Origin of the sequence: Isoptericola sp. NPDC019693 (assembly GCF_044389085.1) — a bacterium.
Lineage (GTDB): Bacteria > Actinomycetota > Actinomycetes > Actinomycetales > Cellulomonadaceae > Isoptericola.
Window position 1 is genome coordinate 410,983 of the sequence record NZ_JBIRXP010000002.1, and the last position, 26,235, is coordinate 437,217.

The 26,235-nt window shown below is 73.3% G+C and carries 25 protein-coding genes and 2 riboswitches; of the genes, 15 read left to right on the forward strand and 10 right to left on the reverse strand.

What is annotated here, in order from left to right; all coding sequences use genetic code 11:
- Positions 1 to 2: 2 nt before the first annotated feature.
- Positions 3 to 899 carry a dTDP-4-dehydrorhamnose reductase gene (gene rfbD / locus ACH436_RS07295; protein ID WP_430559528.1) on the forward strand — a complete coding sequence of 299 codons (897 nt, stop codon included), beginning with the start codon at positions 3 to 5 and terminating at the stop codon, positions 897 to 899.
- Between the two features lie 22 nt (positions 900 to 921).
- On the opposite strand, the gene rfbA is transcribed toward rfbD, so the two are convergent.
- Genes rfbA through ACH436_RS07310 form a run of 3 tightly spaced genes read right to left on the reverse strand, consistent with a single transcriptional unit; the run spans position 922 to position 4,783 of the window.
- A complete protein-coding gene (gene rfbA, locus ACH436_RS07300) occupies positions 922 to 1,785 on the reverse strand; it encodes a glucose-1-phosphate thymidylyltransferase RfbA (RefSeq protein WP_430559529.1) in 864 nt (287 codons plus the stop codon).
- Positions 1,786 to 1,814: 29 nt separating this feature from the next.
- The gene (locus tag ACH436_RS07305; RefSeq protein WP_430559530.1) at positions 1,815 to 3,470 is read right to left on the reverse strand and encodes a glycosyltransferase family 4 protein; all 1,656 of its coding nucleotides are present in this window, start codon (positions 3,468 to 3,470) and stop codon (positions 1,815 to 1,817) included.
- Complete coding sequence (locus tag ACH436_RS07310) at positions 3,467 to 4,783, reverse strand: glycosyltransferase family 4 protein (RefSeq protein ID WP_430559531.1); 1,317 nt, start codon at positions 4,781 to 4,783, stop codon at positions 3,467 to 3,469. The genes ACH436_RS07305 and ACH436_RS07310 overlap by 4 nt, the downstream gene beginning before the upstream one ends.
- Positions 4,784 to 4,909: 126 nt before the next feature.
- On the opposite strand from ACH436_RS07310, the gene ACH436_RS07315 reads away from it, so the two are divergent.
- From ACH436_RS07315 to ACH436_RS07325, 3 genes are read left to right on the forward strand one after another with little or no spacing between them, the layout of a single operon-like run.
- Positions 4,910 to 5,956 carry an LCP family protein gene (locus ACH436_RS07315; RefSeq protein ID WP_430559532.1) on the forward strand — a complete coding sequence of 349 codons (1,047 nt, stop codon included), beginning with the start codon at positions 4,910 to 4,912 and terminating at the stop codon, positions 5,954 to 5,956.
- 3 nt (positions 5,957 to 5,959) lie between these two features.
- The gene (locus ACH436_RS07320; RefSeq protein WP_430559533.1) at positions 5,960 to 7,153 is read left to right on the forward strand and encodes a hypothetical protein; all 1,194 of its coding nucleotides are present in this window, start codon (positions 5,960 to 5,962) and stop codon (positions 7,151 to 7,153) included.
- Between the two features lie 50 nt (positions 7,154 to 7,203).
- Positions 7,204 to 7,404, forward strand: coding sequence for a hypothetical protein (locus tag ACH436_RS07325; RefSeq protein ID WP_430559534.1), 201 nt, complete (start codon positions 7,204 to 7,206; stop codon positions 7,402 to 7,404).
- A gap of 28 nt (positions 7,405 to 7,432) precedes the next feature.
- Here ACH436_RS07325 and ACH436_RS07330 read toward each other — a convergent pair whose 3' ends face one another.
- A complete protein-coding gene (locus tag ACH436_RS07330) occupies positions 7,433 to 7,900 on the reverse strand; it encodes a hypothetical protein (protein ID WP_430559535.1) in 468 nt (155 codons plus the stop codon).
- Between the two features lie 159 nt (positions 7,901 to 8,059).
- Here ACH436_RS07330 and ACH436_RS07335 point away from each other — a divergent pair, with 159 nt between their 5' ends.
- Positions 8,060 to 9,406: an MFS transporter gene (locus ACH436_RS07335; protein WP_430559536.1), complete on the forward strand. Its 1,347-nt coding sequence runs from the start codon at positions 8,060 to 8,062 to the stop codon at positions 9,404 to 9,406.
- A gap of 39 nt (positions 9,407 to 9,445) precedes the next feature.
- Here the strand turns inward: ACH436_RS07335 and ACH436_RS07340 are convergent, their stop codons facing one another.
- Both ACH436_RS07340 and serC read right to left on the reverse strand, forming a co-directional pair.
- Positions 9,446 to 10,282 (reverse strand): MHYT domain-containing protein, encoded by an 837-nt coding sequence (locus tag ACH436_RS07340; protein ID WP_430559537.1) that lies wholly within the window; start codon positions 10,280 to 10,282, stop codon positions 9,446 to 9,448.
- A 133-nt stretch (positions 10,283 to 10,415) separates the two neighbouring features.
- Complete coding sequence (gene serC, locus ACH436_RS07345; RefSeq protein WP_430559538.1) at positions 10,416 to 11,591, reverse strand: phosphoserine transaminase; 1,176 nt, start codon at positions 11,589 to 11,591, stop codon at positions 10,416 to 10,418.
- 147 nt (positions 11,592 to 11,738) lie between these two features.
- Here serC and ACH436_RS07350 point away from each other — a divergent pair, with 147 nt between their 5' ends.
- The 5 genes from ACH436_RS07350 to ACH436_RS07370 all read left to right on the forward strand — a co-directional run bounded on the left by ACH436_RS07350 (position 11,739) and on the right by ACH436_RS07370 (position 16,957).
- The gene (locus ACH436_RS07350) at positions 11,739 to 12,458 is read left to right on the forward strand and encodes a metal-dependent transcriptional regulator (RefSeq protein WP_430559539.1); all 720 of its coding nucleotides are present in this window, start codon (positions 11,739 to 11,741) and stop codon (positions 12,456 to 12,458) included.
- A 132-nt stretch (positions 12,459 to 12,590) separates the two neighbouring features.
- A riboswitch (cyclic di-AMP (ydaO/yuaA leader) is annotated at positions 12,591 to 12,768 on the forward strand.
- 3 nt (positions 12,769 to 12,771) lie between these two features.
- Positions 12,772 to 13,566, forward strand: coding sequence for a C40 family peptidase (locus tag ACH436_RS07355; protein ID WP_430559540.1), 795 nt, complete (start codon positions 12,772 to 12,774; stop codon positions 13,564 to 13,566).
- Between the two features lie 191 nt (positions 13,567 to 13,757).
- Positions 13,758 to 13,944: riboswitch (cyclic di-AMP (ydaO/yuaA leader) on the forward strand.
- A 2-nt stretch (positions 13,945 to 13,946) separates the two neighbouring features.
- Positions 13,947 to 14,762 carry a C40 family peptidase gene (locus tag ACH436_RS07360; protein ID WP_430559541.1) on the forward strand — a complete coding sequence of 272 codons (816 nt, stop codon included), beginning with the start codon at positions 13,947 to 13,949 and terminating at the stop codon, positions 14,760 to 14,762.
- Positions 14,763 to 14,937: 175 nt separating this feature from the next.
- A complete protein-coding gene (locus tag ACH436_RS07365; protein WP_430559542.1) occupies positions 14,938 to 15,897 on the forward strand; it encodes a universal stress protein in 960 nt (319 codons plus the stop codon).
- A gap of 307 nt (positions 15,898 to 16,204) precedes the next feature.
- Complete coding sequence (locus ACH436_RS07370; RefSeq protein WP_430559543.1) at positions 16,205 to 16,957, forward strand: hypothetical protein; 753 nt, start codon at positions 16,205 to 16,207, stop codon at positions 16,955 to 16,957.
- A 79-nt stretch (positions 16,958 to 17,036) separates the two neighbouring features.
- Here the strand turns inward: ACH436_RS07370 and ACH436_RS07375 are convergent, their stop codons facing one another.
- A complete protein-coding gene (locus ACH436_RS07375) occupies positions 17,037 to 17,885 on the reverse strand; it encodes an ABC transporter permease (protein WP_430559544.1) in 849 nt (282 codons plus the stop codon).
- Entirely contained in the window at positions 17,882 to 18,913 is a 1,032-nt protein-coding gene (locus tag ACH436_RS07380) for an ATP-binding cassette domain-containing protein (protein WP_430559545.1), read from the reverse strand. Before ACH436_RS07380 ends, ACH436_RS07375 begins: the two co-directional genes overlap by 4 nt.
- 110 nt (positions 18,914 to 19,023) lie before the next feature.
- Here ACH436_RS07380 and ACH436_RS07385 point away from each other — a divergent pair, with 110 nt between their 5' ends.
- On the forward strand, positions 19,024 to 20,433 hold the full coding sequence (locus ACH436_RS07385; RefSeq protein WP_430559546.1) for a serine hydrolase domain-containing protein: 1,410 nt from the start codon (positions 19,024 to 19,026) through the stop codon (positions 20,431 to 20,433).
- On the opposite strand, the gene ACH436_RS07390 is transcribed toward ACH436_RS07385, so the two are convergent.
- Positions 20,408 to 21,178 carry a GntR family transcriptional regulator gene (locus ACH436_RS07390; protein ID WP_430559547.1) on the reverse strand — a complete coding sequence of 257 codons (771 nt, stop codon included), beginning with the start codon at positions 21,176 to 21,178 and terminating at the stop codon, positions 20,408 to 20,410. The two genes, ACH436_RS07385 and ACH436_RS07390, sit on opposite strands and share 26 nt — an antisense overlap.
- 386 nt (positions 21,179 to 21,564) lie before the next feature.
- Between ACH436_RS07390 and ACH436_RS07395 the strand changes: the two genes are divergently transcribed.
- From ACH436_RS07395 to ehuA, 4 genes are read left to right on the forward strand one after another with little or no spacing between them, the layout of a single operon-like run.
- Positions 21,565 to 22,431, forward strand: coding sequence for a transporter substrate-binding domain-containing protein (locus ACH436_RS07395; protein ID WP_430559548.1), 867 nt, complete (start codon positions 21,565 to 21,567; stop codon positions 22,429 to 22,431).
- A 4-nt stretch (positions 22,432 to 22,435) separates the two neighbouring features.
- Complete coding sequence (gene ehuC, locus ACH436_RS07400) at positions 22,436 to 23,182, forward strand: ectoine/hydroxyectoine ABC transporter permease subunit EhuC (RefSeq protein ID WP_430559549.1); 747 nt, start codon at positions 22,436 to 22,438, stop codon at positions 23,180 to 23,182.
- The gene (ehuD, locus tag ACH436_RS07405) at positions 23,179 to 23,826 is read left to right on the forward strand and encodes an ectoine/hydroxyectoine ABC transporter permease subunit EhuD (protein WP_430559550.1); all 648 of its coding nucleotides are present in this window, start codon (positions 23,179 to 23,181) and stop codon (positions 23,824 to 23,826) included. The genes ehuC and ehuD overlap by 4 nt, the downstream gene beginning before the upstream one ends.
- Before the next feature lie 28 nt (positions 23,827 to 23,854).
- Complete coding sequence (gene ehuA / locus ACH436_RS07410; protein WP_430559551.1) at positions 23,855 to 24,643, forward strand: ectoine/hydroxyectoine ABC transporter ATP-binding protein EhuA; 789 nt, start codon at positions 23,855 to 23,857, stop codon at positions 24,641 to 24,643.
- 115 nt (positions 24,644 to 24,758) lie between these two features.
- On the opposite strand, the gene ACH436_RS07415 is transcribed toward ehuA, so the two are convergent.
- Complete coding sequence (locus ACH436_RS07415) at positions 24,759 to 26,006, reverse strand: hypothetical protein (protein WP_430559552.1); 1,248 nt, start codon at positions 26,004 to 26,006, stop codon at positions 24,759 to 24,761.
- Between the last annotated feature and the right edge of the window lie 229 nt (positions 26,007 to 26,235).

A 26,235-nucleotide genomic window follows, 5' to 3' on the forward strand; every position in this document is an offset into this window, starting at 1 on the left:
CGGTGACCTCGTCGACGAACGCTCGGGACGAAGCCGTCCGACCCCGCCGCTGGCTGGTCGTGGGCGCGACGGGGATGCTCGGCACCGACCTGCTCGCCCGCCTCCACGAGGCCGCAGCCGTACCCCGCGACAGCGTCGTCGGGCTCGGCCGGGCCGACCTGGACGTCACGGACGCCGACGCCGCCCTCGCCGCGGTGCGCGGGTTCGACGTCGTGGTCAACTGCGCGGCGTGGACGGCGGTGGACGACGCCGAGGCCCAGGAGGGCGCGGCGTTCGCGGTGAACGCGACGGGAGCGGCGAACCTCGCGCGGGCCGCGCACGCGGCGGGCGCGCGCCTGGTGCAGGTGTCCACGGACTACGTGTTCGACGGCGCCGCGACCGTGCCGTACGCGGAGGACGCGCCGCTGGCGCCGGTGTCGGCGTACGGGCGCACCAAGGCCGCGGGGGAGTGGGCCGTGCGCGCGGAGGCGCGGGACCACCTGATCGTGCGCACGGCCTGGCTGTACGGGGCGCGCGGGGGCTGCTTCCCGAAGACGATGGCCCGCCTCGGGGCCGAGAAGGACCGCCTCGCGGTCGTGGACGACCAGGTCGGCCAGCCCACCTGGACGCGCGACCTCGCCGACCTGATCGTCCGCCTCGTCGAGGCCGGCGCCCCGGCGGGCACGTACCACGGCACGGCCTCGGGCCGGACGTCGTGGTTCGGGTTTACCGGCCGCATCCTCGCGTCAGCGGGCCTGACGACCCCGCTGGAGCCCACGACGTCCGACGCGTTCGTGCGCCCCGCGCCCCGGCCCGCCTACTCGGTGCTGGGGCACGACGCCCTGCGTGCCGCCGGGGTCGCACCCATCGGCGACTGGGCCGAACGCTGGGACGCCGCCGCGGCCGAGGTGCTCGCCTGAGCGGGCCGGGCTGCTGGCCGGGCTACTGCTCGAGCAGGCCCAGCAGGTAGGTGCCGTAGCCGGACTTGGTGAGCTTCTCGGCACGGGCGCGCAGCTCGTCGTCGGACAGGAAGCCGCGCCGCCACGCGACCTCCTCCGGAGCGCCCACCTTGAGCCCCTGGCGGCTCTCGATCGTGCGGACGAAGTCCGTGGCCTCCAGCAGCGAGTCGAACGTGCCGGTGTCGAGCCAGGCCGTGCCGCGGGGCAGCACCTCCACGTGCAGGTCGCCCCGCTCCAGGTAGGCGCGGTTGACGTCCGTGATCTCGTACTCGCCGCGGGCCGAGGGCCGCAGGCCCTTGGCGATCTCGACGACGTCGTTGTCGTAGAAATACAGGCCCGGCACGGCGTAGCTCGACTTCGGCCGCGCGGGCTTCTCCTCCAGCGACACGGCGCGCCCGCCCGCGTCGAACTCGACCACCCCGTACGCCGTCGGGTCCGCGACCCGGTAGGCGAACACGGCGCCCCCGTCGATCGACGTGAACTTCTGCAGCTGGTCGCCCAGCCCCTGCCCGTAGAAGATGTTGTCGCCCAGCACCAGGGCCGCGGCGTCGGAGCCGACGAACTCCTCGCCCAGCACGAACGCCTGCGCCAGCCCGTTCGGCTCCTGCTGCACCGTGTAGCTGATCGAGATGCCGAACTGCGACCCGTCGCCCAGCAGCCGCCGGAACTGCTCGGCGTCGTGCGGCGTCGTGATCACCAGCACGTCCCTGATGCCCGCGAGCATCAGCGTCGACAGCGGGTAGTAGACCATCGGCTTGTCGTAGACCGGCACCAGCTGCTTGCTCACGCCGAGCGTGATCGGGTGCAGCCGGGTGCCGCTGCCGCCGGCCAGGATGATTCCGCGCATCGTTGCCAGTCCCTCCGTCGCTTCGGTCCCTACGAGTGTGCCGTGAGACGGGCGTAGACGTCGGCGTACCGGCCCACGAGCCGCTCCCACGTGCGCTCGGCGGCGACGCGCCGTCCGGCCTCGACGAGCGCCGCACGGTGGGCGTCGTCGTCGAGCACGCGCGCGACGGCGTCGGCCCACGCCTCGGTGTCGTCGGGGTCCACGAGCACGCCGGCGGGCGAGCCGCCCGTGCCGAGCTCCAGGGGCGAGAGCACCTCCGCGAGCGCGGGCAGGTCGCTGGCGACGACGGGCCGGCCGAGGGCCATCGCCTCGACGGGCTTGAGCGGCGTGACGAGGCGCGTCACGCGGTCCGGGCGGCGCGGCACGAGGACGACGTCGAGCGCGGCGAGGTAGGTGCGTGCCACGTCGCGCGGCACCCGCCCGGGCAGCAGGGCGTGCTCGCCCAGCCCCAGCTCGGCGGCGAGGCGCAGCAGCCGCGGCCGGTCGACGCCGTCGCCCACGATCAGGGCCGACACGTCGACGCCGCGCGACCTCAGCAGCGCGACGGTGCGCAGCACGGTGTCCAGGCCCTCGTACCCGACCACGCTGCTCACCGTGCCGACGACGAACCTCGCGGTGCGCAGGCCCAGCGCGGCGCGCGCCTCGGCGGGCGTGGGCGCGGGGGCGAGGAGGGCGGCGTCCACGGCGTTCGGCACCACTGTGATGCGCTCGCGGGGCACGCCACGGCCCACGAGCTCGTCGCGCATCGTGCCGCTGAGGGTGACGACGTGGTCGGCGGTGAGGGCGAGGTCGGTCTCGCGAGCGCGCAGCAGTGCGAACCGCTCCGAGGCGGCGGCGCGCTCGCGGCCCTCGGGCGTCGGGTGCGCCGCGGCCCAGGTCTCCTCCGGCAGCCCGCGGACCTCGTAGACCCAGGGCAGGCCGGCCCGCGTGGCCGCGGCCCGGGCGGCCTCGCCGGTGGTCCACGGGGTGGTGGCGTGCACGACGTCGGGGCGGGCGTCGTCGAGCGCGCGGGCCAGGAGGGCGGAGCCGTCCGCGGCGCGGCGCCGGTGGTCGGCGGGCAGCGACCGCGGCACCAGGCGCCGGTACGTCACGCCGTCGACGACGTCCGCGCCGCGGGCGGCGAGCGCCCCGACCATCAGGGGGTAGCCCGCGCGGGTGGTGGCGGTGACGCGGTGGCCCGCGGCGCGCTGTGCCGTGAGGATCGCGTGGGTGCGCAGCGTGTACCCGCTCTGCGTGTGCGGCAGCGAGTTCGTGAGGTGGTGGTGCACCGCCGCGGGGCCGGCGGACGGCGAAATTTCACCCGGTCCGGTTCGCGGCGTTTTTTCACCCGCCCGCCCCGGGAAACCGTCCGCATCGTGAGACATTTCGGGGCGCCGGTCGTCCTCCAGCACGGCGACCTGGCTCAGCAGCGACGCCCGCACGCGGCGTCCGGCGCGTGTCGTGGGGGCCGCCGCGCGCAGGCTCGCGACGTCGCCCTCCTGCCACGCCGTGCGCAACCGACCGGCCTCCCCGGAGGTCCCGTCGCCCAGCACCCGCTCCACCCACGGCACGACGACGGCGCTCACCCGGGCCGGGGTGCGCCGCGCCGCCTGGAGCACCAGCCACGCCGGGTCGGTGCGCAGCGCGCCACCGACGAAGGACGCGGTGAACCGGGCGTTGCGAGCCAGCTCGCGCAACCGCGTCATCGGGCTTCCGTGCCCGGGTGGTCGGTGAGCTCGCGCAGCAGGTCGAGGTACCGCTCGGCGAGCGTGTCGTCGTCGGCGTTCCGGGCCACCCACTGCGCGGCGCGCGGGTCGGCGGCAGGCACGTCGCCGGACGACGCCCAGCCGGACCACAGCTCCGTGAGCGCGTCGACGTCGCCGGGCGGCACCACCGACCCGGCGCCGGAGCGCTGCACCAGCGCGGCGGCCTCGCCGGCCACGCACGCGGTGGCGTACGCCCCCGACGCCATCACCTCGTACAGCTTCGACGGCACGGTCCACTCCAGCGGCTTCCAGTCGCGCAGCGACACGACCACGGTGTCCGCCCAGGCGTAGTAGCGGCGGACCTCGTCGTGTGGCACCGCTCCCACGAACGTCACGGGGGCGTCCAGCTCGGTCACCAGGCCCTCGAGGAAGGGCACGCGCGCGCCCGCCCCCACGATGCGGACGTCGAGCCGCAGCCCGCGCCGGGCCGCCTGCGCGGCCGCGCGCACCACGGTCTGCAGGTCCTGGGCGCGGCCCACGGTGCCCGCGTACACGACGCGCAGCGGTCGCTCCGGGGGCCGGCCGGCGTCCTCCGGCAGCCCGGCGTCGTCGGCGCTGGTCAGCGGCTGGAACGATGTGCCGTTGCGCACCACCGCGACCCTCTGCACGCCACGCTCGAGCAACACCTGGGCGAACGCCTCGGTCGTCGTGACGACGGCGTCCGCCCGGGACTGCAGCCGCGTCACCGCGCGGTGCACCAGGGCGCGGGCACCGGCCAGCGTCCGGGAGGTGGCGGAGCGCCGTGCGTCGAGCACGCCGGACGGCTCGATGAGGTCCGGCCAGGCGTCGCGCATCTCGATCACGAGCCGGGCACGCAGCAGCCGTGCCAGCAGCCACGCGGCGAACATCGACGGAATGCCGGGCACGGTGCCGACCACGACGTGGGGCCGCCGGCCCGGGTGCCGGAAGTGCCGCAGACCGAGCGAGACCGCGCTCGCCGCCGCGACCGCCTGGTCGGCCGTGCGCGACAGCAGGTCGGCGGCGTGCGGGCGGAACCTCGTGCGGACCACCCGTTCGCCGTGCCGGCCCCGCGAGACCGAGCCCGGCAGGTGGTCGGCGGAGGCGTCCTGCAGCCGTCCGCTCGGGTAGTGCGGGGGAGGGGTGAGCACCGCGACGTCCACGCCGGCGTCCATCAGCCGCGGGGTCAGCGTGTCCCAGCGGCGCTGCGGCGCACCGTGCTCGGGCGGGTAGTGGTGGGTGACGAGCAGCACGCGGGAGCGCTCCGACGCCGACGTCGCCCCGTTGCCGTGCATGGTCGTGCCCTTCGCTCGCTCGCGGTGCCCGCAGCCGTCCGGCGGCGCACCCGGCGAATGGTACGGCCGGAAACCTCACGGGCGGAACACAGGATCTCCGCCGCCCGGGCCGTAGGATCCCGCCCTGTGAGCCGAGCCGACGCCCCGCACCGCCACGCCCGTACCGAGCCACGGCGCAGCCGCCGCGTGGTCGCCGTCGTCGGGGTGGTCGTGCTGCTCCTGGCGGCCGGGGGCTTCGGCGCCGCCTGGTGGTTCCAGCAGAGCCTGGACAGGAACATCGAGCGCATCGGCGACCCGTTCGCCGAGATCCCGGCCGACAGCGCCCCCGAGGTCGAGGAGGAGACCGAGGCGGTCAACCTGCTCGTGCTGGGCTCGGACAGCCGGATCTCCGCGGGCGACCCGTCGCAGTGGGAGGCGGGCGCGCAGCGCACCGACGCGATCATGCTGGTGCACCTCCCGGCGAACCGGAAGAGCGCGCAGGTGGTGTCGATCCCGCGCGACTCATGGGTGCCGATCCCCGGGCACGGCGAGGCCAAGATCAACGCAGCCTTCTCCTACGGCGGCCCGTCGCTGATGATCCAGACGGTCCAGGACCTCACCGGAGTGAAGATCGACCACTTCGTGGTCACCGACTTCGAGTCGTTCACGTCGATGACGGACGCGCTCGACGGCGTGCGCATCCGCGTGCCGGAGGACATCGGCGACGGCAAGCAGGTCTTCTTCTCCAAGGGCGTGCACATGATGTCAGGGGAGGAGGCGCTGACGTACACGCGCCAGCGCCATGGGCTGTCGAACGGCGACTTCGGGCGGGTCCAGCGGCAGCAGAACTGGATGCGCGCCATCCTCGCCAAGGTCAACAACAACCGGAACGACGTCGGCATGATGACGGACTTCTTCACGACGGTGAGCCGGTCGGTGGCCGCCGACGACGGCTTCACGATCGACCGGATGCGCAACCTCTACATGAGCGCGCGCGGCCTCAGCACCAACGACGTCGACTTCATGACCGCGCCCTACTCCGGGACCGGCCGCAGCGACGACGGCCAGTCGATCGTCGTCCTCGACCGCCAGCGGTTCGACCCGCTGATGGACGCGATCGCGAAGGACCAGGCGGGCAGCTACGTCAAGGAGCACGCCGACGACCTCGAGGTGCTCCCGGCCACCGTCAAGTAGCGGATGGCGTCCCCGGTCCGCACCTCCGCCCGGTACGCGGGGGCCATGGTGGCGGCAGCGCTCCTGCTGGGCCTCGCCGCGTGCGACCCGACCCCTGACCCGACGGGCGGACCGGAGTCGTCGGCGACCGCACCGGCCGCGACCGGCCCCGCGCCGGCCCCGTCGCCCGACCCGGCCCCGACCTGCCCCGGTGGCGTCGCGCTGGACCGCCCGGACCGCGCGGTCTCGACGGCCTACGCGGTGACCGGCTGGTTCGTGCTCACCAGCCCGGACCGCTGCGCGACCCGCGCCACCGTGCAGGGTGCGCACGCGATCGGCGCCGACACGCTCGTCACGTTCGGCGCGCCCCTGGTCCCGGCGTCGCCCGCCGACCTGCGGCCGGGTGGCGACGACGACCGGTTCAGCGGCTTCACCGTCGACGGCGAGGACGGCTACGACCATGCCGTCGCCCGGACCGGCGGCGGGAAGGTCCGCCACGTGTACACCTACGCGGCGAAGGCGACGTTCGACGACGCCACGCTGTTCTGTCCCGGCCGCGACGGGAGGTCCACGACCGCGCAGGGCACGTTCACGTGGTGGCTGCTGCCGGTCGAGGGCGGCTACAGCGAGTGCGACTCGCCGAGCCGCCGGTACGACCTCGTCGTCGCCTCCAGTCCGACGACGGACGCCGACACCCTCCTGATCGACGATGCCGAGCGCTTCGGGGTCGCGGTCTTCCTCGGCCTGCCGAAGCCCGCGCCCGACCCGCGGACGCCGTACGTCGCGGACGGCTCGTACACGCAGACGCTCGGCGGCTTCACGTCGCGCGTCCTCGCCGGATGGGACGCCCGGCACGGGCAGCGGTCGGCGTTCGCCGGGGTCTACCAGTCGCTCGAGACCGCCGTCTTCACCGACGAGGCCACCTGGGCGCCGAACCTGCGGGTGTACGAGCTGCAGCATCGCATCGTCGGGTTCCGCCTCCCGCGCGACAAGCAGCGGGTCCTGGTGAGCCCATACGCCGACCTGCGTCGCGGCGCCACGCCGGTGTCCGCCGTCCGGCCCGCGCTGCAGCGCATCGCGGACACCGCGGCCGGGACCCGGATGGTGCTCGCCCCGCAGGACGGCGGGGGCACGGGGCGGGTGGGCGCCTTCCGGCCCGGCGAGCGCGACCGCCGGGTGCGCGCGGACCTGCGCGCCGTCGTCGGCGACACGAAATAGGCGAGGCGTACGCGGGCTCCACCGCCCGGCTCTATGCCGAGGCCGCCCGCGTGCGCGGCGTGACCCTGTGGGCCAACGTCGAGGCGTTCCGGCCCCCGGGCACGGTCGGCGACCGCGCCCCGACCGACCTCGCGACCCTCGACCGGCAGGTCGCGCTCGCGCGCCCGCACGTGGCCAAGGTCCTCGGCTACCGGTGGGACGGCTACCTCGACGTCTCCGGCCTCGCCGCCGATATCGCCGCGCGCAGCTGACCCGACTCGCCCACAAGAAAGTGCGGGGTCAGGCCGCGGTGTCGACGGCGACGCGACCGTCCGTGAACGTCATGCCCTGCACGACGGTGCCCGGGTAGCGGGCGGCGAGGAGGCGCTGCACGTCGAGCGCGATCCGGGCGTCCGGACGGATCTGGACCGACCCGGCGGGCAGCCCCTTCGACGACAGGACGGACTCGATGCGGTTCTTGGCGAGACCGAGCAGCTTGTGGGCGGGGAGGCCGCCGGCGCTGGCGTCGACGGACAGCACGGCGACGCCGCCGTCGAAGCTCTCGACGCGCAGCCGGGAGCGGACGGCGGGCACGATCCGGGTGGCGAGCTTGAGCGGTCCGGGCAGGTTCTTCACCGCCCGGGCGTCGGCCACGACCTCGAGCTCGTCGCCGGCGCCGCCGACGGACGTGACGAAGCGGGGCAGGGTCCGGCCTCCCAGGAGGCCGAGCTCGTTCAGGGTCTCCGCGAGAGACATCTCGGTACGCACGGCGCATACCGTACTGGACTCCGCGGGACGCGTGGGGCGCGTCACTCCTCGGGCGAGGAATAGAACGATTCGATAACCTGTTGCCACGGTCGACGACACCCCGAGGAGAAGGAGATCCGTGGCCCCCGCGAGCGACGAACCAGCCCGGGAGCTCGACCGATGAGCGCCACCTTCTCCTCCCTGAAGTACACGAACTACCGCATCTGGTTCGCGGCAGCCCTCGTCGCCAACGTCGGCACGTGGATGCAGCGCATCGCCCAGGACTGGATCGTCCTCACCGACCTCAGCGACGACTCCGGCATCGCCGTCGGGCTCACCACAGCCCTCCAGTTCGTGCCGTTCCTCCTGCTGTCGCCGTGGGCGGGCGTGCTCGCCGACCGGCTGCCGCGCCGCCGGCTCCTCATGGCCACCCAGGGCGGGATGGGCGTGCTGGCCCTCGCCCTCGGCGCCCTCGTGCTCTCCGGCCGGGCGGAGCTGTGGCACGTCTACGTCTTCGCCCTCCTGCTCGGCGTGGTGTCCGCGCTGGACAACCCCGCCCGCCAGACCTTCGTCGCCGACATGGTGCCCTCCGACAAGCTGCCCAACGCCGTCGGGCTGAACAGCGCGTCGTTCAACGCCGCGCGCCTCATCGGGCCCGGCGTCGCGGGGCTGCTCATCGCCGCTGTCGGGGCCGGCTGGGTGTTCATGATCAACGGCGTGACCTTCGGGGCGACGATCGCCGCCCTGGCCCTCATGCGGGTGCGCGAGCTGCGGCCGCAGCCGGCGGCGCCGCGCGCCAAGGGGCAGATCCGCGAGGGCGTGCGCTACGTGCGCCGGCGCTCCGACATCGTCGTGATCATGGTCGTGATGTTCGTGGTCTCGACCTTCGGGCTGAACTTCCAGCTCACCTCCGCGCTGATGGCGCGGGTCGAGTTCGGGCGCGGCGCGAGCGAGTACGGCATCCTCGGCTCGGTGCTCGCGATCGGCTCCCTCGCCGGTGCGCTGCTCGCCGCCCGCCGGGACCGCCCGCGCGTGCGCCTGGTGATCGGCTCGGCGTTCGCCTTCGCGGTCACGACGGCGGTGCTCGGGCTCATGCCCACCTACGAGTCGTTCGTGCTGGCGTGCATCCCCGTGGGGCTGGCGTCGCTCACGATGATGACGGCGGCCAACAGCGCGCTGCAGGTCTCGACCGACCCGGTGATGCGGGGCCGCGTCATGGCGCTCTACGTGATGATCTTCCAGGGCGCGACGCCGATCGGGTCGCCGATCGTCGGCTGGATCGGCGAGGCGTGGGGCCCGCGCTGGTCGATCCTCGTCGGGTCGATCGCCACGTTCCTCGTCGCCGCCGGCGCGACGGTCTGGGCGGTGCGTCGCTGGCACCTGCGGGTGCGCTACCGGGTGCTTTCCCGCCCCCACCTCGAGGTCGTCTATCTCGACCGCGAGGTGCTGGAGGGCGTCGCCACTCGCGACGGCGTGCGCCGGGAGCTCAGCCGCGCCGACGCCGAGCGCGTCCCGACGACGGCCTGACGGCGCGGGCCCCGCGGGAGACCGAGGGGCCCGCGGCGCTCAGTGCCGGTGACCGGCCGGCTCGCGCCCGGCCGGGCGCCGCCCCGCCCGCGAGGCGGCGTCGTCCGCGCGCCGTCGCATCCGCGCCTCGAACTCCTGCTGGTCGCGCATCTCCGCCTCGTTGGGCCACATGAGGACGACGAAGATGAGCGCGACGGTCAGCGCCGCGATGCCGAGGATGAGCGGCCCGAGCAGGTCGACGGCGGTGGTGCCGCTCGTCGCGGGGCCCGGCGTCCCGGTGATGGTCAGCGCGGCCATGCCCGTGTAGTGCATGCCGCTGACCGCGGCGCCCATGATGAGCGCCGCGCCGAAGGTCGCGGCACGACCGCGCACGTTCGCGCTGAGCCAGAGCGCCGCCGTCGCCGCGACGATCGCGATGAGCACGGAGAGGCCGACCACGGGCAGCGAGAACTCCATGCCGCCCGACATGCGCATGGCCCCGATCCCCATGTAGTGCATCGCGGCGACGCCCAGCCCCGCCACGATGCCGCCGGAGACCAGCCACAGGGGCCGGTTGCCGGCGAAGCCGACGAGGAACAGCCCGATCGCGACGACGACGACGGCGACGACCGCGCTGAGGATCGTCTGCGGCACGTCGTAGTTGATCGGCATGCCGCTGACCGTGAAGCCGAGCATCCCGATGAAGTGCATCACCCAGACGCCCGTGCCGCCGATGGCGACGGCGCCCACGAGCAGCCACGCCGCCCGGGTCTTCGGGTCCGTCGCGGCGCGGGCGCGCGACGTCGCGGACAGGCCGGTGGCCGCCCCGAGGCACGACGCGACGTACGCGAGCAGCGGGGTGATCAGCCCGTAGGTGAAATGGTGCATCTCCGGCATGCGGGGCCTCCCGGCAACTTCGCCCGTCTGTGACGAGGCGGCACGTTATCAGCCCGTGACCTGGCGGGTGAAAAGTGTCCGCTGACCTGGGGAGATGCGCGGGGGATTTGCGAGGTGGCCTGTGGTGCGTGCCTCAGCCGAGGTGCGCCACCACGTGGTCGACGCACGCCGTGAGGGCGCGCACGTCGTCCGGCTCGACGGCCGGGAAGACGCCCACGCGCAGCTGGTTGCGGCCGAGCTTGCGGTACGGGAACACGTCGACGACGCCGTTCTCGCGCAGGACGCGGACGACGGCCGCGGCGTCGATCGCGTCGTCCAGGTCGATCGTCGCCACGACGGTGGACCGCTCGACCGGGTCGGTGACGAACGGCGTCGCCCACTCGCGCGCGTCCGCCCAGTCGTAGAGCACGCCGGCGGACTCCGCGGTGCGGGCGGTGGACCAGGCGAGGCCGCCCTGCTCCAGGAGCCACTCGACCTGCTCGGCGAGCAGCACCAGCGTCGCGACGGCGGGCGTGTTGAGCGTCTGGTCGAGGCGCGAGTTGGCCAGCGCGGTGGTGAGCGAGAGGAACTCCGGCACCCACCGGCCGGTCGACGTCCCGGCCGTGGCCTCGACCCGCTCCGCGCGGTCGACGGCGGCAGGGGAGCAGACGGCGAGCCACAGGCCCCCGTCGGCCGCGAGGACCTTCTGCGGCCCGAAGTAGTAGACGTCGGTGTCGGCGACGTCGACGGGTAGCGCGCCCGCCCCGGACGTCGCGTCGACGAGGAGCAGGGCCCCGTCGGCGCGCGCCTCCTGCACCTGGCGCACCGGCGCCATCGCGCCCGTCGAGGTCTCGTTGTGCGGCGTCGCGTACACGTCGACCCCCTGGACCGGCGCGAGGTGGGCCACGGTGCCCGGCTCGGCCGACACCACGTCCGGGTCGGCGAGGAAGGGCGCGCGGGTGGTCGCCGCGGCGAACTTGCCGCCGAACTCCCCGAAAACGGCGTGCTGCGCGCGACGCTCGACGAGGCACGCGGCGGCGATCTCCCAGAACGCCGACGAGCCGCCGTTGCCGAGCGCCACCTCGTACCCCTCGGGCAGGGCGAACAGCTCGCCCAGGCCGGTCCGGACCCGCCGCACGAGGTCCTTCACCGGGGGCTGCCGGTGCGACGTCCCCAGCACCGGGGCCGCGGGGTCGCCCGCCGCGGCGAGCGCGGCGACCTGGGCGGGGCGCACCTTGGACGGGCCGGAGCCGAACCGGCCGTCGGCCGGCAGGAGCGACGCCGGGATGACGACGCTCGGGTGGTTCGGGTGGCTCGACGCAGCGGGCATGGTGTCTCCGGTTCCGGGCGAGGGGGAGCGGGGCGTCGGTGGGGCAGGGCAGGATGTCACGCCGGAGCGCGCACGACGGCGCCGCGCGACCCGGCCTGCGCCCACGCGTGCGAATAGACTAGGCCGCGCCGAAAGACGGGAGTGGACGTGACCGACCTGATCGACACCACCGAGATGTACCTCAAGACGATCTACGAGCTCGGTGAGGAGGGCATCCCGCCGCTCCGCGCCCGCATCGCCGAACGCCTGGGGCACTCCGGGCCGACGGTGTCGCAGACGGTGGCGCGCATGGAGCGCGACGGTCTCGTCGTCGTGACGGGCGACCGGCACCTGGAGCTCACCGAGGACGGGCAGGCGAAGGCGACCCGGGTGATGCGCAAGCACCGCCTCGCCGAGCGCCTCCTCACCGACGTCATCAAGCTCGACTGGGAGCAGGTGCACACCGAGGCGTGCCGCTGGGAGCACGTGATGAGCGACCTCGTCGAGAGGCGGCTCGTCACCCTGCTCGACCATCCCCACGCCGACCCCTACGGCAACCCCATCCCGGGGCTGTCGGAGCTGGGGGAGCAGTACCAGGACGTGCCGTTCCTCGAGGGCGTGCAGTCCCTGCCGGGCGTGCTGGAGGCGCGCCGGGCGAAGGGCCTGGCGGACGGGGACGGCGTCGAGCTGGTGCTGCAGCGGATCGCCGAGCCGCTCCAGGTGGACATCGAGCTGCTGGCCCGGCTGGCCGAGTCCGGCCTCCTGCCGGGCGCGCAGATCACGGCGCGTGCCGCCGGTGACGACGTCGCGGTGGAGGTGGAGGGGTCCGGCATCGTGCTCGACCTCCCCGAGGAGCTCGCCAAGCACCTGTTCGTCGCGGGCCGCTGACCTGCACCGCTGCCCCGGGCGGGGGGCCGGCACGCCGCATCGTGACCGCAGCGTGACATCGCCCGGGGTTGTCCGGTACGGTCGGGGGCGCTCGCCGGAGCTCATCCTGCGGGCGCTCGACCGGACGCCGAACCCTGCCACCGGCCGAGCTCCACGGACATCCGCACGGCAGGAGCGGGGGACCCACTTCGGGCGTCGGTGACGACGTCCTCGGGGTGAAGCCGGACGGGCCCGGTCTCGGGCACGGACGGCCGGGTGTTTCTCCCACCCGAACCCGACAGCTGACCTCGCAGGCGACAGGAGAGGTAGACACGTGAGCGCACGCACGAACCACGGCCGGCACCGCGCCGCCCGTCGTCCGATCGCCCTCGCCCCGTCCGGTACCGCCGGCCGCCGTGTGGCCGTCGCCGCCGCCGCCGGTGGCCTCCTGGTCTCGACCTTCGCCAGCGCCGGCGCCGCGCAGGCCGCCCCGGTCGACACCGACGCCGCCAAGAAGCTCAGCACCGTCGACCTCGGTGCGCTGACCGACCAGGCCCGCCAGGCCCTCGAGGCCGCCCCGGTCGTCACCGTCGACGCCAAGGCGAAGGTCGACGTCGAGAAGGTCACCGCGAAGATCGCGTCCAAGGCCGAGATCACCCCGGCGCCCGAGCCCGAGCCCGAGCCGGAGCCCGTGGTCGAGGAGGTCGCCTCCAGCGCGTCCGACGCCACGTCGCGCTCCACCGACACCGCCTCCCGCTCCGAGGAGCGCACGGCCGTCGAGGCGCCCGCCTCGGCCAACGGCTCGTCGATCGTCTCCATCGCGATGCGCTACGTGGGCGTCCCGTACGTCTCCGGCGGCAGCAGCCCCTCCGGGTTCGACTGCTCCGGCCTGACGCAGTACGTGTACGCGCAGGTCGGCATCAACCTGCCGCGCACCTCGTCCGCGCAGCGCAACGCCGGCACCGTGGTGTCGGCCGCCGAGGCGCAGCCGGGCGACCTCATCTGGACCCCGGGCCACGTCGCGATCTACGCCGGCGGCGGCATGCAGATCGACGCCCCGAAGCCGGGCGACGTCGTGAAGTACCGGTCGATCTGGCAGTCGAACCCCACGTTCATCCGCGTCGGCTGAGTCCGTCCCCGACGCTCCCGCGAAGCCCCGCCGTGCCCTCCGCACGGCGGGGCTTCGTCGTGCGCGGGTAACCGGTTCGACCTGCGCAGATGTGACGTGGAGCACGTCGTCCACAGGCGTCGTGATCGAAACGTGACATCGCCTGGCGCGTCCGCTACGGTGTCAACCACTCGGCGGTGATCCGCCGGGTCTCGACCGGAACGCCGAGCCCTGCAGCCGGTCGGGGACCTTAACCGCACGCAGGGGCGGGGGACCCAATTTCGGGCGCTGATCCATGGCGTCCTTGGGGTGAAGTCGCACGGACCTGGTCCGTGCGGCCGGGTGTTTCTCCCACCCGAACCCGACAGCTGACCTCGTAGGCGACAGGAGAGGGAACACACGTGAACGCACGTACCACGCGCGCCCGGCACCGTGCCGCGCGCCGTCCGCTCGGCGGGCTGGTCCAGAGCGTCGGCTCCTCGGTGACCGGCCGTCGGGCCGTCGTCGCCGCTGCAGCCGGCGGCCTGCTCGTCTCGACCTTCGCCAGCGCGAGCGCCGCCCAGGCGGCCCCGGTGGACACCGACTCGGCGAAGAAGCTCAGCACCGTCGACCTCGGCGCCCTGAGCGACCAGGCCCGCGAGGCTCTCGAGGCGGCTCCGGTCGTCGAGGTCGAGGCCAAGGCCAAGGTCGACATGGAGACCATCAACGCGAAGATCGCCGCGAAGGCGGAGATCACCCCGGCGCCCGAGCCTGAGCCCGAGCCGGAGCCGGAGCCCGTCGTCGAGGAGGCCACCGAGCGCTCCACCGACACCGCCTCCCGCTCCGCCGAGCGCACCGAGGCGCCGGCCGCCGCCGAGACGTCGTCCAGCTCGTCGCTGGGCCAGCAGGCCGTCTCGATCGCGATGCGCTACATCGGGACGCCCTACGTCGTCGGCGGCGGCAGCCCGTCCGGCTTCGACTGCTCGGGCCTCACGTCCTACGTGTACGGGCAGCTCGGCATCGACCTGCCGCGCACCTCGTCGGACCAGCGCTACGCGGGCACGCAGATCCCCTTCTCGGAGCTGCAGCCGGGCGACCTCATCTGGAGCCCCGGCCACATCGCCATCTACGCGGGCGACGGGATGGTCGTCGAGGCCTCCCGCCCGATCAACTGGGAGACGGGCTACCACAAGATGTGGCAGTCCGCGTCGGACGCCGTCGCGCTCCGGGTCTTCTGATCGGCCGCGGCCACCGGGCCGCGTACCCCTCGCCTCGACCCCCGGGCTCCCCAGCCCGGGGGTCGACGCGTCTGTCACCCGCTTTGCTGTGCCTTGCGCCATCCTTTCGCTAGGCTTGAACCAGGCGCCCTCGAGGACGAGGGTGCGGTCCTCGCCAGCGGACAGGAGGCGCGAGATGACACGGCCTGAGGTCGTCCTGGTAGGTGTCGACGGGTCTGCAGCCAGCCTGCACGCCCTCGACTGGGCCGCCGCGTACGCGCGGCGCGTGGGGTGGGGGCTGCACGTCGTGTGCTCCTACTCGTTGCCGTCGTTCACGGCCGCGTCCCTCGACGGCGGGTACGCCGCCCTGGACGACACGGCGATCCAGGAGGGCGCCAAGGCCGTCCTCGCCGAGGCGGAGGAACGCGTCGCCGGCAGCGGCGTCCCGGTGACGGGGACCGTCGCGACTGGGGACGCGGCCGGCGTGCTCGTCGAGATGTCGCGCGAGCACGCGCTCGCCGTCGTGGGGACCCGTGGCAAGGGAGGGTTCACCGAGCGGCTGCTCGGCACCGTCTCGTCCGCCCTGCCGGCGCACGCGCACTGCCCCACGGTCGTGGTGCCCTACCGCGGGGAGGGCGGGGGCAGCACCGACACGACGGACCGGCGCGACGGCGACGCCGTGCACGAGGTGCGCCGCATCGTCGTGGGCGTCGACGGCTCGCCGTCGGCCGAGGTCGCGCTGAAGCACGCCGTCGCGCAGGCGAGGGCCTGGGGCGCCGAGCTCGTCGCCGTCGCGGGGGTCCCGCTCGGCGGCGGGGCCGGGATCCTGGCGTGGCTGCCGTCGCAGATCGACCACGAGACCGTGCTGGCCGACGTCAAGGCGGGCCTCGACGTGACCGTCGACCGCGCCCAGGCCGCCAACCCCGGCGTGACGATCAAGCGGCACGTCCTCGACGGCACCGGGGCGGAGCTGCTCACCGAGTTCTCCACCGGGGCCGACCTCCTCGTCGTCGGCTCCCGCGGCCGCGGCGGCTTCCGCGGTCTGCTGCTCGGGTCCACCAGCCAGGCGGTGCTGCACCACTCCGCCTGCCCGGTGCTGGTCGTGACCCGCAAGTGCGACGAGGAGCTCGACCAGGACGACGCCTCCGCGGCCTGATCAAGCGTTGTGAGCGCGATTTCGGGGACAATTCGCGACCGAATTGTCCCCGAAATCGCGCTCACAACGCCTTGCCGGTCCGAGCCTGTGGAGAACCGTCACGGGCCGGCTGGTGGGACGGCACAGTCGGGGCATGGCTCGCTCAGCCCCACCACGAGATTCACGGCTCCCTCCCGGACCGTTCGACGTCGCGACTGCCGTGGCTTCAGGCGTCACGCCCGACCGTCTGCGGACGACGACGTTCGAGGCGCCGTTCCACGGGATCCGCGCGACGCGAGGCAGCATCGGCTCTTTGTACGACCGATGCGTGGCGCTCGCCCAGGCGCTGGGCGACGGCGTGGTGTTCGGGCATGTCACGGCGCTGCGGTTGCTCGAGGTCGAGGTCCCGTGGACTCTCGCGGGAGACGACAGGTTGCACGTGGTCGCCCGGCATCCCCAGGACCGTCCGCGCCGGACGCGGGGCGGGGTGGTGGCGCACTGGTCGCGTCAGGCACTGCTGGGGACGGCCGCCGTCGGGGAGCTGGCCGTCACGTCGCCCGAGCAGACCTTCGTCCATGTCGCCACGGGCCTTCGCATGCCGGACGACGTGGTCGTGCTGGGCGACGCCATGATGCGGCGCCAGGCGATGCTGACGACGCCCGCCCGGTTGGTCGACGCCGCCGAACGCACCTTCAAGGTGAAGGGGATCGTGCGGGTCCGAGAACAGATCGAGCGGATGCGACCCGGGACGGACTCCTCGCCGGAATCGCGGACGCGGCTCGCCCTCGTGGACGCACACCTCCCGTGTCCGCACGTGAACCAGGTCGTGCGTGCCCCTGGCGGTGAGTACGTCAAGCGGGTCGACCTGCTGTACCCCGACCTGAAGATCGCCATCGAGTACGACGGGGACCAGCATCGCACCGACAGGGCTCAGTGGCGTGAGGACGTCAGGGCACGGCGCCGGCTCGAGGAGCTGGGGTGGATCGTGATCGTCGTGGTCGCCGATGACGTGCGCGAACCCCGTTCCTTGGTCGCCCGGGTCCGGGCCGCCATCCGCTCCAGGACGGGAACCGCGTTGTGAGCGCGATTTCGGGGACAAACGCCACCCGGATTGTCCCCGAAATCGCGCTCACAACGTGTGGCGGTTGTCGTGGCAGGGGTCAGTGGCGGGTGCGGTACAGGTGCATGGTGATCGGGCCGAAGACGGCGGTGAGGACGACGGAGGCGACGAGGACCCAGACGATCTCGCCGCCGTCGGGCGTGCCCGCCATCAGCCCGCGGACGGCGGTGACCAGGTGGGAGACCGGGTTGATCTCGACGAACCGCTGGAGCGCGGCGGGCATGGTCGACGGGTCGACGAAGATGTTCGACGCGAACGTCAGCGGCATCAGCACCATCATCGACACGCCCATGACGGCGTTCGGGGTGCGCAGCAGCAGCCCCAGGATCGTGAAGATCCAGCTCAGCGAGAACGCGAACACGAGCAGCAGCAGCACACCGAGCACGACGCCGACGACCCCGCCGGCGGGGCGGAACCCGATGATCAGTCCCAGGCCGATCGTCATGACCGAGGCGATGGAGTAGCGCACCGTGTCGCCGAGCAGGGCGCCGACGATCGGAGCCGGGCGCCAGATCGGCAGCGAACGGAACCGGTCGAAGACGCCCTTCGTGATGTCCGTGTTGAGCGTGTAGCCCGTGTACACGGTGACGATGACGATCGTCTGCACCAGGATGCCGGGCAGCAGGAACTGGATGTAGGCGGACGTCGAGCCCGCCAGCGCGCCCCCGAACAGGTACGTGAACATCAGCGTGAAGATCACGGGGGAGACCAGCACGTCGAACAGCTGCTCGGGCACGTGCTTGATCTTCAGCAGGGCGCGCCACCCGAAGGTGAGGGTCATCGAGAGCGCCGAGGGCCGGGCGGGCCGCTCGGTGAGCGCCACGGCCTGGCGCAGGGTGGTGGTCGTGATCTCGACCCGGTCGGACGAGGCGTCGGCGGACGCGGTCATCGGGCCACCTCCTGGGCGTCGGCGGGTTCGGCCGCGTCGTCGGCCGGCAGGGGCTTGCCCGTCAGGGTCAGGAACACCTCGTCGAGGCTCGGCTGGCCGAGCGTGAACTCCGGCACGGCGATGCCCGCCTCGCCGAGCGCGGGCAGCAGCTGCGCCACCGAGTCGGCGCCGTCGTCGGGCACGCGGGCGGACAGGGCGTACGGGTCGGTGGGCAGCGTGGGCTCGGTGCCGAGCACCTTCTCGACGACGCTCGCCGCGGCCCCCCGCTGGCCGGCGTCGGCCAGGCGCAGCGACACCGCGCCCTCGCCCACGGAGCGCTTGAGCTCGGTGGACGTGCCCTCTGCGATGACGGTGCCGTGGTCGATGACGGCGATCCGGTCGGCCAGCTGGTCGGCCTCCTCGAGGTACTGGGTGGTGAGCAGCACGGTGGCGCCGTCGGCGACGAGCACGCGCACGATGTCCCACACCTGGTTGCGGCTGCGAGGGTCGAGCCCGGTGGTGGGCTCGTCGAGGAAGAGCACCCGCGGAGCCAGCACGAGGGACGCCGCGAGGTCGATGCGCCGCCGCATGCCGCCGGAGTACGTCTTGACCTGGCGGCCGCCCGCGTCCGACAGGCTGAACGCGTCCAGGAGCCCCTCCACGCGCCGGCGGGCTCCCGGCCCCGAGAAGCCGTAGAGGCGGGCCAGCATCAGCAGGTTCTCGGTGCCGGTGAGGTCCTCGTCGACGGAGGCGTACTGGCCGGTGAGGCCGACGGCGCTGCGGACGGCGTCGGCGTCCGTGACGACGTCGTGCCCGAGCACGCGGGCGGTGCCCGCGTCGGGGCGCAGCAGCGTGGCGAGCATGCGCACGACCGTGGTCTTGCCGGCCCCGTTGGGCCCCAGCAGCCCGAAGACGCTGCCGGTCGGGATCTGCAGGTCGACGCCGTCGACGGCCTTGGTGACCTGCTTGCGGGTGGTGAAGTGCTTGACGAGGCCGCGGGCGTCGACGGCGAGGTCGTCGTACGGCGGGTCGGTGTCTGACGCGGACATGTGATCTCCCGGGGAGCGTCGGTGACGTGCGTCACGTACCAGGCTAGGACGGCCCGCAGACGCGGAACTCATCGGGCGGATCGGCGTCGCCGTCGTGGCAGGGTGACGCCATGGACTCAGAGCCCGCGACCCGCGACCTGTTCGACGCCGACCACCTGGCCGCGTGGGTCGGCACGCAGGCCGGATTCGCGCGCGTGCCGGGGGTGCAGTACGCCGTGCGCGTGGGCGCGGAGCTGGTGCTCGACGGCGCCTGGGGCGTCGCCGACGCCACCACGGGCGAGCCGCTGCGCCCCGACCACGTGTTCCGCGTCGCGTCGCACTCCAAGACGTTCACGGCGACGGCGGTCGCCCGTCTTGCCGACCGGGGAGCGCTGCGCCTGGACGACCCGTTCGACGCGCACCTGCCCCGGCTCGCCGGCACCGCCGTCGGGCGGGTCACCCTGCGCGAGGCGCTCGGCCACACGGGCGGGGTCCGGCGCGACGGCACGGACGCCGACTTCTGGCAGCTCGGCGGGCCGTTCCCGGACCGGGACGCCCTGGTCGAGGCGGTGCGGGCCGGCGGCCCGGTCCTCGGGCGCGGCGAGACCTTCAAGTACTCCAACCTCGCCTACGGGCTCCTGGGCCTCGTCGTCGAGGCGGTCACCGGCGCCCCGTTCGAGCGGCACGTGCGCGACGACCTCCTCGCCCCCCTGGGGCTGGACCGCACGACGCCGGAGCTGGACGACGGCGCGCCCGCCGTCGTCGGGCACTCCGCCCTGGGCGTCGCCGACGACGGCCGGCTGCCCGTCGCCGCCGTGCGCACGGGTGCGCTGGCCGCCGCGACGGGATTCTGCTCGACGGCGTCCGACCTGACCCGGTGGTTCGCGGCGCACGCCGACGGCTCCGACCTGCTGCGTCCGGAGACGCGCCGGCTGCTGCGGCGCGACGAGTCGGTGATCGACCGGCCGCACGCCCGCCGGCGGCGCTACGGGCTGGGCTTCGAGACGCGGGAGATCGAGGGGCGCCGCGTCGTCGGGCACGGGGGCGCGTTTCCCGGCCAGCTGTCCCGCACCTGGGCCGACCCTGCCGGGGGCGTCGTCGTGTCGGTGCTGACGAACGCCGTCGACGGCCCTGCCGACGCGATCGCGACCGGCCTGTTCGCGCTCGTCGCCACGGCGCTCGACGCGGGTGCACCCTCGGCCGAGGAGGCCGCGGCCCTGGCACGCCGCACCGGACGGTTCGCCAACCTGTGGGGGCTGACCGACGTCGTCCGTCTCGGTCGCGACCTGTGGCTGGTGGACCCGCGACGCGAGGACCCGTTGGCCGGCGCGGAGCGGCTCGTCGTCGACGGCGACGCCCTGCGGCTGCCGGTCGAGCCCGGGTTCGGGGCGCCGGGCGAGCCCGTCGAGGTGCTGCCCGGCGCCGACGGGCGGCCCGCCGGGATCGTCGTCGGCGGGCTGACGTCGTGGCGCGCGGACGACTACGAGCGCGAGCGCCGCGCCCAGCTCGCCGCGGTCAGGGCTCGGGGAACGTCGGGGTGATGGGGTCCAGGCGGGGGGCGGGGGACGGGCGGGGCTCGTCGAACGTCTCGACCTCGACGGTCTCGGGCTCGAGGAGCCGGGCGACGGCGTCGTCGAGGTTGGTGCGGATCGCGGCGACGAGGCCGTCGGCGTCGCGGGCCTCGAGGCGCTCGACGAGCTCGACGTGCGACTCGGCGGCGTCCTTGCGGACGGCGTAGTCCTCGCTGACCGTGAAGCTCGCGATCCGGACCTCCACGATGAGCGTGGTCATCCAGCGCAGCAGCCAGGGGTTGCCGCCGGCGGCGACCAGGGACCAGTGCACGTTGAGGTCGGCGTCGCCCACGCGGCGGGCGTCCTCGCTGCGCTCCGCGGCGACGAGCGCGTCGTGCGCGGCGCGGACGGCGGCGACCTGGGCGGGCGTGGCGCGCTCGACGGCGAGGAGCGCGGCCGAGGTCTCCACGGTCGCGCGGGCGTCGTAGAGCGCCCGCACCCGGTCGGCGCCGATGCGCACGACGCTCAGGCCGCGGCCGGGGGTCGAGCGCAGCAGCCCCTCCTGGACCAGGCGCTGCGCGGCCTCGCGGAAGGGGCCGCGGCTGACGCCGAGCTGGCCGGACATCTCGACCTCGCGGATGGGCGAACCCACCGGCAGCGCGCCCGAGTAGACGGCGTTGCGCAGCTCGACGGTGATGAGGTCGACCGTCGACGGCCGGGTCACCGGCGACAGGAACGGCGCGCTGCCGACGGGGGCCGGCGAGGGCTGGGTCATCTGCTCTCCTTCCAGGTGGTCGGGGGCCGCCCGACAGGTCATATCATCCCGCGCGGCGCCCTCCGGCCAGATCGTGACCCTCTTGTGACCACGGCATGACCACGATCCGGGGCCGCCCGAGACGGTCGTTCGTCCCGACAACACTGCTCTGACCTGCGACGACGTCGGGTCGGGTGCGTCGGAGCGGCGCGCCCACGCCGATTGTAGACAATCCGACATGTGGATACATAGATTGTCGTAGCGTCGGCATCGCGGCTACGGTGTCGCACCGTCCAGACCAACGGCTCGGCGCGGACTCCCGCCGGGCGACGAAGGGAGACACCGTGTCGTCCACCAGGACCACGAAGCGCCGCCGGGCGATCCTCGCTGCCGGTTCCGTGCTCACCATGACCGCACTGACCGCCTGCTCGAGCGTCGACGAGGGTGGATCGGGGGACGGCGCGGGCTCGACCCTCCAGAACCTCCAGGACGCCGGTACCGTCAACGTCGCGTTCAACGGCGAGAAGCCGTACAGCTACATGGACGGCGACGAGCTCACCGGCGCGACGATCGCCCTCGACAAGGAGATCTTCGGCGCCCTGGGGGTCGACAACGTCGAGGGCACCGAGACGCAGTGGGACTCGCTGATCCCGGGTCTGAACGCCGACCGCTACGACACGGTGTCGGCGGGCATGTCGATCCTCCCGGAGCGGTGCGAGCAGGCCGCGTTCGCCGAGCCCACCATCATGTACACCACGGCGTTCCTCGTGCCGGAGGGCAACCCCGACAACCTGACCGACTGGCAGTCCGTGGAGGGCTCCGACCTCACGATCGCCGTCACCAGCGGCGCGATCGAGGACGGCTACGCCAAGGACACCGGGGTCAAGACGATCACGGTCGGCGACTCGACCGACGGCCTCAACGCCGTCGTGACCGGCCGCGCCGACGCGTTCGCGCTCACCGGCATCTCGATCCGCGCGCTGGCGGACAGCACCGACGAGCCGGTCGAGGCCACGGAGGCGTTCGTCGCGAACATCGACGGCGTGGCGCAGATCGGCGCCGGCTCCGAGGTGTTCCGCAAGGGCGACACGGAGCTGCTCGAGGCTTACAACACCGAGCTCGCCAAGATCAACGGCGACCAGGAGAAGTGGCTCGAGATCATGGAGCCGTTCGGCTTCACCGAGGCGGAGTTCCCGCCCGAGGGGCTGACGGCCGAGATGCTCTGCGAGGGCGACCTCGCGGCCATCACGGACGAGCTGGGGCTGGATTCCTGACCGCATGTCAGATGATCTCCAGGCACTGGTCGACCGCCTCCCCAGCCTCGGCGACGCGGTCCTCGTCACCCTCGAGATGACCCTCGGCGGCGCCGTCCTCGCGATGGTCGTCGCGCTCGTGCTGGGCTTCGGCGCGCGCACCCGGTCCCTCTGGGTGCGCGGGCCGTCCCGGGTCGTCATCGAGTTCTTCCGCGGCACGTCGCTCGTGGTCCAGATCTTCTGGATCTTCTACGTGCTGCCGCAGTTCGGCTTCAAGATGGAGGCCCTCGCCGTCGCCATCGTGGCGCTCGGGCTCAACTACGGCGCCTACGCCGCCGAGGTGGTGCGCGGCTCCGTCGACTCGGTCCCGACCGGGCAGTGGGAGGCGGCGACCGCCCTCAACCTCGGCTGGTTCCACAAGGTGCGCCGCGTGGTCTTCCCCCAGGCGTGGGCGCTGATGATCCCGCAGCTGGCGAACCTGCTGATCCAGCTGCTCAAGGGCTCGGCGCTGGCGTTCTACATCACGCTGCACGACGTGTTCTGGTGGATCGACAACCTGCAGCGGGACACCCGCGACACGATCTTCAGCTACGGCATCGGGCTGATCATCTACTTCGTCATCGCCTACATCCTCACGTGGGGAATGAACTGGCTGGAGGAGCGGGCCAAGCGTCGGCTCGGTCGCGGCACGAAGCCGCGGCTGCGTGACGTGTTCGGCCTCAAGCCCGGCGTCCCGACCGAGATCGCCCGCGTGAAGGGGGGTGTGGCATGAACGAGGAAGGCATCTGGAGCTGGGAGAAGGCCTGGGAGGTCCTGCCGAGCCTGCTGCGCGGCCTGGTGATCACCATCGAGGCGACCGTCGTCGGCATGGTGATCGCCTCGATCCTGGGGCTCTTCATCGCCCTGGCGATGCGCACGCCCAGCCGGTGGGTCCGCGGGCCGCTGCGGCTCGTCGTCGACTTCATCCGGATGACGCCGCTGCTGGTGCAGCTCGTCTTCGCGTGGTTGCTGCTGGTCGACGTGCCGCCGCTCGTCATCGGGTTCGGCGTGCTCGGCGTGCACTACGCGACTTACATGTCCGAGGTGTACCGCGCGGGCATCGAGGCCGTCCCGCCGGGGCAGTGGGAGGCCGCCACGGCCCTCAACCTGCCCAAGGGGCGCACCTGGTTCGCGATCATCCTGCCGCAGGCGATCCGCAAGACGCTGCCGGGCCTGGGGAACTACGCGGTCTCGATGTTCAAGGAGACGCCGTTCCTGTTCGCGATCACCGTGGTCGAGATGTACTCGGCCGCGCTGAACTTCGGCGCCAACACGTTCTCGTACATCGAGGCGTTGACGATGGTGGGCCTGCTCTTCCTGCTGGTGAGCTACCCGACCTCGCTGCTCGTGCGCCGGATGGAGACCCGCCTTGCCTGACCCGACGACCTCCGCAGGGAGCCAGACCATGACCACCACCTCGAACGGCACGCCCGCCATCGAGTTCAAGGACGTCGTCAAGCGCTTCGGCGACAACGTCGTGCTGGACAAGCTGAACTTCAGCGTCGCGAAGGGCGACCGCGTGACGCTGATCGGCCCGTCCGGATCGGGCAAGACGACGATCCTGCGCCTGCTCATGACCCTCGAGGAGGCGAACGGCGGGCTCATCCTCATCGACGGCGACCCGTACACGCACGAGTACAAGGGCACCAAGTGGGTCGAGATCCCGGAGAAGCGTCGCCGTCAGGTGCGCAAGCGGGTGGGGATGGTGTTCCAGCAGTTCAACCTGTTCCCCAACATGACCGTGCTGGAGAACATCATCGAGGCACCGGTCCACGTGCTCGGCAAGAGCAAGGCCGAGGCCGTCCAGCGGGCGGAGGAGCTGCTCGAGCAGGTCGGCATGACCGAGAAGCGGGACTTCAAGACGAACCAGCTCTCGGGCGGTCAGCAGCAGCGTGTCGCCATCGCGCGGGCGCTCGCCATGGACCCGGAGATCCTGCTGCTCGACGAGGTCACGTCGGCGCTCGACCCGGAGATCGTGGCCGACGTGCTCGGCGTGCTCCGGGAGATCGCCCGCACCACGGACATCACGATGCTGCTCGTGACCCACGAGATGCAGTTCGCCCGCGACGTCTCCAACCGGGTGCTGATGTTCGACCACGGCAGGATCATCGAGGAGGCAGACCCCGAGACGATGTTCACCAACCCCGAGCACGAGCGCACGCAGGAGTTCCTCAAGGCCGTGCTCGGGGGCTGACCCTCGACCCAGGGTGCCGAACAGGCGGTTGCTCCCGTTCTCACGCGTCACGGCGTGCCAGAACGGGAGCAACCGCCTGTTCGGCGTTCGGGTGCCGGCGTTCGGGGCTCGAGGGTCAGGACGCCGGGGTGGGTGCCGGCGTGGCGGCACCGTCCTGGGCGGAGCCCGGCGTCGACCCGGCGCCCTGCTCGGCGTCGGGCACGGTGGTGCCGGTCCCGGCGTCGGACCCGGTGTCCGTGCCCTCGTCGGTGCCGTCGCTGCCGTCGGAGGAGCCGGTGCCGTCGCCGGTGGTGCCGTCGCCCGAGCCGTCGGTGCCGGTGCCCGTGTCGGTGTCGGTTCCCGTGTCGGTGCCGCCACCCGTGCCGCCGTCGGTGGTCCCGCCGGTCGAGCCGTCCGTGGGCGTGTCGGTGCCGGTGGTGCTGTCCGGGGTGGAGCCGTCGGTCGGCTCGTCGGTCGTCCCGTCCGTGGTGCCGGTCGTGGACTCGTCCGTGCCCCGGTCGCCGGTGCCCGTGTCGTCCCCGGGGACGTTCGCCGGGTCCTCGGCGGGGCTGGTGGGCGTGGGCACGGTGGTCGAGCCGTCGGAGTCGGTGGACGTGCGGCTGATGCTCGTGCCGGAGCCCTCCTGGCCGCGCACGGCGTCGGACAGGGGCTTGCCGATGACCAGCTCGACGACCAGCACCACGCCCATGACGACGACGAACAGCGCCGCCGCCGACAGCGCCAGCACCTTCTTGGTGCCGTGCTTCTCCACGAAGCGCAGCCAGGCGTTGCGGGGCTCGGGCTCGTCGCCCTCGGGCACGGCGCCGTCGGCGGGTCCCCCCGCCGGGCTCTCGCCGTCCGCCGGCGCGAGCGCGGTGTCCTCGGCGCCGACCGGGCCCAGCGGTCGGGTCTCCCCGAGCGGCGCGGTGGCGTCGAGCGGGACGGTGCCGTCGGCGAGGGTCTCGGTGACGGATCGGCGCTCGACGGTCGGCGCGTCCGCGGCGTCCGAGGTGCTGACGACCGTGCCGTGTGCCGTCGTCGTCGTGCCGGAGACGCGCACGGCGGTGGTGCGCGACCGCACCGTGCCGGGTCCGGTGCGCGCGACGACCTTGGTGACCACGGGCTTGAGCTGCTCGTGCGTCTTCTCGATCGACCGGGTGTACAGGAAGTTGCCGATGACCGTGACGACGCTCGCCAGCCCCGCGCCGATGATGGTCCCGGCGACGCCGAAGAAGGACATCAGCACGGTGGCGCTGACCGCGGCGAGGGCGCTCGCCACCACCTGGGTGAGCGAGAGCCGGGTCGGGGCGGGGGCGCCCTTCTCGTCGTCGGGCGTGTCGTCGGCGGGGTCGCCGGGGGTGGAGGGGCGGGGGGAAGAGGTCACGGAACGTGGGTCCAGGTCGGGGGTCGTCGGTCCGACGCCCGCCGCACCCGCCGGCACGAGGGCCGCGCGCCGCGGGCTCCGGCGTCTGCCGCGGGCGTCCCCAGCAGCCTAGGCCGGGCGTGTGCAGGTCGCAGCGGGCCGTCGTGACCTGCCCCGAGAGGAAGCGCGAAGATCCTGTGACCCCGCAGGCCCGGACGTGTTGTGAGCGCGATTTCGGGGACTATCCGAC